This is a genomic window from Corynebacterium sp. NPDC104732 (genome assembly GCF_055583565.1).
In genome coordinates this window covers 286,774-292,989 of sequence record NZ_JBVJNS010000002.1, presented here as the reverse complement: position 1 = coordinate 292,989, position 6,216 = coordinate 286,774, and the positions used below count along the sequence as shown (strand labels likewise).

General features: G+C 55.0%; 6 protein-coding genes, 1 tRNA gene and 2 rRNA genes. 8 read left to right on the top strand and 1 reads right to left on the bottom strand.

Annotation, left to right across the window (positions count from 1 at the left end):
• The 8 genes from ACZ6ZO_RS03040 to ACZ6ZO_RS03005 form a co-directional block, all read left to right on the top strand.
• A 23S ribosomal RNA gene (locus tag ACZ6ZO_RS03040) occupies nt 1-89 on the top strand; the annotation flags it as partial.
• Nucleotides 90-202: 113 nt separating this feature from the next.
• Nucleotides 203-320 (top strand): 5S ribosomal RNA (rrf, locus tag ACZ6ZO_RS03035).
• Nucleotides 321-386: 66 nt separating this feature from the next.
• Nucleotides 387-459, top strand: a tRNA-Ala gene (locus tag ACZ6ZO_RS03030).
• Nucleotides 460-645: 186 nt separating this feature from the next.
• A complete protein-coding gene (locus ACZ6ZO_RS03025) occupies nt 646-2,064 on the top strand; it encodes an MATE family efflux transporter (RefSeq protein WP_465290429.1) in 1,419 nt (472 codons plus the stop codon).
• A gap of 62 nt (nt 2,065-2,126) precedes the next feature.
• A complete protein-coding gene (locus ACZ6ZO_RS03020) occupies nt 2,127-3,260 on the top strand; it encodes an ABC transporter substrate-binding protein (protein WP_465290428.1) in 1,134 nt (377 codons plus the stop codon).
• Nucleotides 3,261-3,397: 137 nt separating this feature from the next.
• Nucleotides 3,398-4,324 carry a FecCD family ABC transporter permease gene (locus tag ACZ6ZO_RS03015; RefSeq protein ID WP_465290426.1) on the top strand — a complete coding sequence of 309 codons (927 nt, stop codon included), beginning with the start codon at nt 3,398-3,400 and terminating at the stop codon, nt 4,322-4,324.
• A gap of 77 nt (nt 4,325-4,401) precedes the next feature.
• Nucleotides 4,402-5,085 (top strand): ABC transporter ATP-binding protein, encoded by a 684-nt coding sequence (locus ACZ6ZO_RS03010; protein ID WP_232843319.1) that lies wholly within the window; start codon nt 4,402-4,404, stop codon nt 5,083-5,085.
• Between the two features lie 63 nt (nt 5,086-5,148).
• Complete coding sequence (locus ACZ6ZO_RS03005; RefSeq protein WP_182386690.1) at nt 5,149-5,571, top strand: DUF2871 domain-containing protein; 423 nt, start codon at nt 5,149-5,151, stop codon at nt 5,569-5,571.
• Here the strand turns inward: ACZ6ZO_RS03005 and ACZ6ZO_RS03000 are convergent.
• Complete coding sequence (locus ACZ6ZO_RS03000) at nt 5,568-6,209, bottom strand: DUF3239 domain-containing protein (RefSeq protein ID WP_182386689.1); 642 nt, start codon at nt 6,207-6,209, stop codon at nt 5,568-5,570. The two genes, ACZ6ZO_RS03005 and ACZ6ZO_RS03000, sit on opposite strands and share 4 nt — an antisense overlap.
• Nucleotides 6,210-6,216: the final 7 nt, after the last annotated feature.

The window sequence follows — 6,216 nt, the reverse complement described above, 5'->3', positions numbered from 1 at the left end:
CCTCTAGATTAGGGGGTTGATAGGCCAGATCTGGAAGCGCTGTAAGGTGTGGAGGTGACTGGTACTAATTGGCCGATAATGAAAACACCTGCCTTGGGGTGCACATGTAGTGCTAAACGTTGGGTGGAAATTAAGTGTTGTTCGTGTTCATTGTGCAGTGTCTGACGCAGCACACGGTGTGTGTGTTTGTGTTGTTGGTTGTGTCGGTGGTTGTTAGCGTGAGGGAAACGCCCGGTCCCATTCCGAACCCGGAAGCTAAGCCTTGCTGCGCCGATGGTACTGCACCTGGGAGGGTGTGGGAGAGTAGGTCACTGCCGGCCTAATAACTTCAAACATAGCCTTTGGCCTCTGCTCACAGTGCGTGGGTGGGGGCCGAAGGTGTCCTCGGGGCATTAGCTCAATTGGTAGAGCACCTGCTTTGCAAGCAGGAGGTCAGGAGTTCGATTCTCCTATGCTCCACTTGTGGTGGGGGTGTGTGTCGATCTTTGTCGGCACACACCCCCTTTTTCATGCCCATACCCGGCCAAAAAGGTTAAGAGTTCAATAGCAAATCCCTAATAACCCTTCCACCCCTGACCGGAATAAGGGTAGCCTAACCTAAGGCCTGCCATTCGGTGGTCTAGTTTGTTGTCTAGCTTCCAAGGTATGCATGAAATCACTTTCACTACCTGCCGAACTCTCTTGGGTGATTCGAACATGAACGTTCGTCCGGTGACTTATCGCGACGTCTATTCCCTTGCTATGCCCATAGCGGGAGTTCAATTGGCAGGCGTAGCCCTCACCACCACAGACGTGATTATGCTTCGGCCCCTCGGTGTTACGGCGATAGCCGGTGGTGGGTTAGCAATGCAGCTATACAACCAGATCCGCACCATGTGCGTCGGAATGGTAACGGCCTGCGGCAACCTTGTGGCAGAAGCAGACGCAATCAACGATCCAGTAGTCAGAGGGCGGAGCCTCCGGCAAGTCCTTCGTAGCTCAATTGCAGTAGGAACAGCGACCGCCACCGTAGGGGTGGTGTGCATCTTCGCACTGGCAGGTACGTTGCTGTTGCTACCTATGGATTCAGCAGTCGCTCCCATCACTTTGGGTATGGCTGCTTCGCTAGCTCCGGGACTGTTTCCGATGGTGTGGTTCAATGTACTCCGGCATTTCGCCGTCGGTATGCGTCGGCCCGGCTCGCTGCTGGCGGTCACCCTCGTATCTATAGCAGTTAATGCCGGACTAAACCTTTCGCTGCTGTATCTCTCTCATACCTTAGGCGGAGGCACTGCACTGTCCGTAGCTGCTATCGGACTTTCCACCACATTAGTGCAAGTGTTCACTCTTAGCGCCTTTCTCCGCCTCATTCGCCGAGATACCTTGTTGGCACAATATGTAGCTTTGCTTCCCCGTCGGGAAGATGCCGACACGATCAAGGTGCTGTTGAAACTAGGGTTTCCGGTGTCGCTGACGTACGGCTCAGAAGCCGCCATTTCAGCTATTGCCGGGATTGTGCTCGGCATTTTGTCTCCAGTGGTTTTGGCGGCGCATACCGTAGTAAATCAGTTGGCCTACATCGTGTATCAAGTATGCATCGGGTTCTCCCACGGCGGATCCGTGCTGCTAAGCCGGGTTGCATCAACAGGGCGAGCAGTGGTATGGGCGACGTCGAAAACCGTGCTGTATTCAGTCTGGGCCTACTTAGGCGTGGTCGGGCTGGTGTGGGTGGCGCTAGGACGCTACGTACTGTGGCCATTTCTGGGCGCCACGCCGTCAGAGACACTCCAGGTAGCGACGCTCTTGCTGTACCTGGCGGTAGCACAGCAATTTTGCAAAGGAACACAAAACGTGCTGGTCGGTCTCCTGCGCGGTGTGAAAGACACCAAGTCAGGGCTCCAAGCCACTGTTTGGGGCTACTGGGTGGTAGGCGTACCAGCGCTGCTGTTGCTAGGCGTTGGGCTTCGTTGGCAAGGATACGGGGTGTGGTTAGGCCTCATCCTTGGTTTCGCTACGTCCACATTCATTCTGCTGCGAAAGCTTCAGCTACTCACTAACCACAAACTCCTCGAAGAAGAAAAATAGAAAGATGAGCATTACATATGACACATAACCCAATTCGGCACACGCGATTGGCAATCGCCGCAGTGCTCACCCTGGCACTGTCGGTCATCACCGCTTGTACCAGCGCGACCCCAGAAGATGACATTCAAAAAGGGCCAACGCAGGTGGTGACTGATGTGATGGGGCGTGAGGTAGAAATACCACAAAAGGTCGAACGAGTGCTCATGGGCGGGCAACGTTTGCTTTACACCACCGCCTTGCTGAATAAGGACAATCCGATAGACAAAATCGTCGCATGGCCTGCGGACTTGAAGGAAAATGACAATTCTACCTTCGAGCGTTACGCCGAAAAATTCCCCCAAATAACGGAAATTGCCACCACCGGCGAGGTGTACAACAACACCCTATCCCTGGAACAGGCTCTAGAAGCCCGACCAGACGTGTTTGTTATGAGCGTGGGAGTATTTGATGCTGCAAAAGACGCTGGGATCATCGACGGTTTAGAAAAAGCAGGAATTCCTACGGTAACAGTGGATTATTTTGTCGATCCAGTAAAAAACACGGTGCCGAGTGTTCGCCTCATGGGGCAAGTGCTGGGACGAGAAAAAGAGGCAGCAGCTTTCATCGACTACTACGAACAAAAGGTCGGAATGGTAACTGAGCGCCTAGAAAAAGCTCAGGCGGAACGTACCCCAACTTTCCTCTGGCGAGCACCCGGCTACTTTGACTGCTGCTCTACCTTTGCACAATCCAACCTGGCACAACTCGTCGAGCTGGCCGGGGGAGAGAACTTAGGAGATAGCATGATCAATGCTAAGCAGGGGTCGGTTTCCGCGGAAGCGGTAGCCGGCAAGAATCCACAGGTCATCCTCGCAACAGGTGCAGATTGGGCGCAAGGGAAAACCCCTGTGAAACCGGGTTCTTATGTGCCACTCGGGTACAGTGAGCCACCTGGAAAGGCTGCCGCAGACCTGCGCGCTGTCGTCGATAAGCAGCCTGCGGTCCGAGAAACCGACGCGGTAAAGAACAACAGAACCTTTGCCACCTGGCACCATTTCTACGATTCTCCCTACAATTTCCTTGCGGTAGAAATGTTCGCCAAAGCGATGCATCCTGAATTATTTGCGGATGTGGATATCGAAAAGGAAGTTCGTGATTTCCATGAACAATTCCTTCCGATCGAAGCCTCCGGCACCTTTTGGACAGGGCTGCAATGACCGTCGCTGTCGATCAGACCGAACACACACCGCAATGGTATAGCCGAAGCGCTCGCAGGAAGTTTCTTATCATCACCGGGCTGGTCATAGCGTTGTGCGTTATTGCATTAACAGATTTCCTTCTCGGCGCAGGAAGTATGCCCGCGAGCGAGGTGCTATACACCCTCACACATCCGCAGAATTCGCGTGCGATTGATCGACAAATAGTTTTCGATATTCGTCTGCCTATGACGCTCACAGCGATTGTTGTAGGAGGCGCCCTGGCTGCCGCAGGATCACAAATGCAGACGATTCTCGGAAACCCCCTGGCAGAACCATATACCCTAGGGGTTTCCGCTGCCGCAGGCTTCGGTGCAGCATTAGCGACGGTCACCGGTGTTACGGCCACCGGAATAGGAGCTGCGCTGGGGATGGCCGGTACCTCATGGATATTCGCGATGATTGCCTGTGCGATCATCCTGACATTTTCCCGCTTTAAGGGGGCTGGGGCTGAGGCCATGATTTTGGTCGGTATTGCTATCGTATTCTTCTTCGATGCGCTGCTGGCCCTCATGCAATACCTGGCATCTGAATCTCAGCTGGAGCAAGTGATCTTCTGGACGATGGGGAGCCTTACGCGCGCAACCTGGAATCAGATCGCTTTGCTCGCAGTGGTCATCACGGTGGGGTTGTTGTTTTTCTATCGGAACGCGTGGGCGCTGACAGCGTTTCGAATGGGGGACGACCGCGCCAGAGCGCTGGGCGTGAAAGTGGACACAATGCGGGCTACGACGCTGGTCGTAGTTTCTCTCATGGCAGCCACTGCTGTGTCCATGGCAGGAACAGTCGGATTCATTGGCCTTGTGGGGCCACACATCGCTCGCATGCTGGTGGGCGAAGATCAACGCTATTTCCTTACCGCAGCCACACTGGCCGGATCGCTGCTGCTACTGGCTGCATCAGCAGTGTCAAAAATCATTCAGCCAGGAGTCATCCTCCCGGTAGGCATCATCACCGCCATCGTGGGGGTACCCGTTTTTGTTACCATCATCGCCGCTCAAAGGAGGAAAAAGTGGCTCTCCTAACCAAAGAACCTGCTCTTAGAGTGCGTAGCGTGGGGTTTGCCTATGGAAGCAACGGGCACACACCGATACTTGAGAATGTGACTTTGCCCGATATACAGGCAGGAACTGTTACCGCGCTCATTGGGCCCAATGGCGCCGGAAAATCGACGCTGTTGCGCTGTATAGCAGGCCTTGAGAAACACAACGGTGACATTGCCGCGGCAGAGACCCTATACCTACCGCAAGATCCGCCACCGGCTAGTTCATTGACTGTCTTTGAAAGCGTTCTACTGGCCAGACAGCAATCATTTAGTGGGTTCGCCGGCTTGCTCGTGGGGCGCACAGCGCGTCTGGACGTCGAACGAACCATTGAGATGCTGGGCCTCGGTGCGTTCGCTTCGCGCACCATGGCACAGCTATCTGGTGGTCAACGCCAGCTCGTCAGCTTTGCCCAGGCGGTGATTCGTCGGCCTGCAGTGTTATTACTTGATGAACCGACCAGCGCTCTGGATTTACGGAACCAACTCATGCTGCTCGGGAAGATTCGGGCCTGCGCGCGGGAGCTTCCTTCGGCGGTAGTGATGACCGTTCACGATTTAGGTCATGCCGCACGGTTCTGCGACCAAGTGGTGGTACTAGCAGGGGGTGGGGTGTACACAGCCGGGAAACCCCGGGAGGTGATCAGCGAGGACATGCTGCGAGAAGTTTACGGAGTGCGAGCCACAGTGTACGAAACAGGTGATGGTGGCTTGGCCGTAGAAGCGTCGCGCCCACTGTGGTGAACCGACAACAAATCAGACTAAAGTCTGAGGCCAATGGTCTAAATCGTGATTAGACTTAACAGTATGAATAAGTTATTTGTCGCAGCTGCTTCGTTCGCTACCCTGGGTCTGATCTCCGGTGTGTTTTATAGGGAATTCACCAGAGCATCGGACTTCGTGGGCCAGACCCAACTGTCCACCCTCCACACCCATTACCTGGTGCTGGGCATGATGTTCTTCCTGCTGCTCATGGCTCTCAACGCTGTGTTCAACCTGGAGGACCATAAACTCTTCCCTCCGTTCTTCTACACGTACGTGGTGGGCCTGCTCTGGATGACCACCATGATGGTGGTGAAGGGGATCTGGCAGGTACAGAACCCGGGTGGTGAGTACTCGGCGGCGCTCTCGGGCGTGTCGGGCCTCAGCCACATCACCATGGCGGCAGCGATCTTCATGCTGTTCCGGATTGTTGCTAAGCAGTCGAAACAGTTTAAGCGTGCAGTTTAAAGAACCAGCAGGTTCATCGGGTTGGCTTTGACGTCGTCCAGCCGCTCGAGGCACTTGTGAAGGCGATTCCATTCATTTTCTGGGATCGCCTTTTGCGCTTCTTTCACCACGTCCATATCCGGGGTGCCCCAGGCGATAGGCATAGGGGAGATCTCATCCCAGCGATCTTTGGAACTGACAGAGCGTCGGCCCGATACCGCGACAGCAGGCACCCGCTCGCCGACGACCCGCTCATGCCCCCGCAGATTCGAAATGTTTCGGATGGCTAGGGCGGGGATAGGCTTACCGGATTCGGAGGCATTGGCGTCGACAAGCGCCATCAGCACCATGCCGCGTGGCTCGACCTCGGCGACCACAGCAGGGACCAGCGGATACCTATCAAACATCTGCTGCGCCGACCCCATCTGGCGCGGCAGGATGAAGATCAGCAGGAAACAAAATGCCGCGAAGGCAGCGAGCCCAATGGTCACCGCGAGCCCCCAGATGGCGCCGTCAGAGATGCGGAACACGAAGAATGCAATAACGGCCAGGATCAAGCCGAACACACCAGCGGAAATCTGCAGGCGGACCGCATCACGCGAAAACTCATTGTTCTGCTTATTGTGCTCTGGGTTGATGGGGAAAGAAAACGTGCGCATGTGAGTC

What these genes read in the sequence shown, in the direction of transcription:
- ACZ6ZO_RS03015 (WP_465290426.1), top strand. Translation starts at nt 3,398, where the DNA reads ATGCCCGCGAGCGAGGTGCTATACACCCTCACACATCCGCAGAATTCG.
- ACZ6ZO_RS03025 (WP_465290429.1), top strand. Translation starts at nt 646, where the DNA reads ATGCATGAAATCACTTTCACTACCTGCCGAACTCTCTTGGGTGATTCG.
- ACZ6ZO_RS03000 (WP_182386689.1), bottom strand. Translation starts at nt 6,209, where the DNA reads ATGCGCACGTTTTCTTTCCCCATCAACCCAGAGCACAATAAGCAGAAC.
- ACZ6ZO_RS03005 (WP_182386690.1), top strand. Translation starts at nt 5,149, where the DNA reads ATGAATAAGTTATTTGTCGCAGCTGCTTCGTTCGCTACCCTGGGTCTG.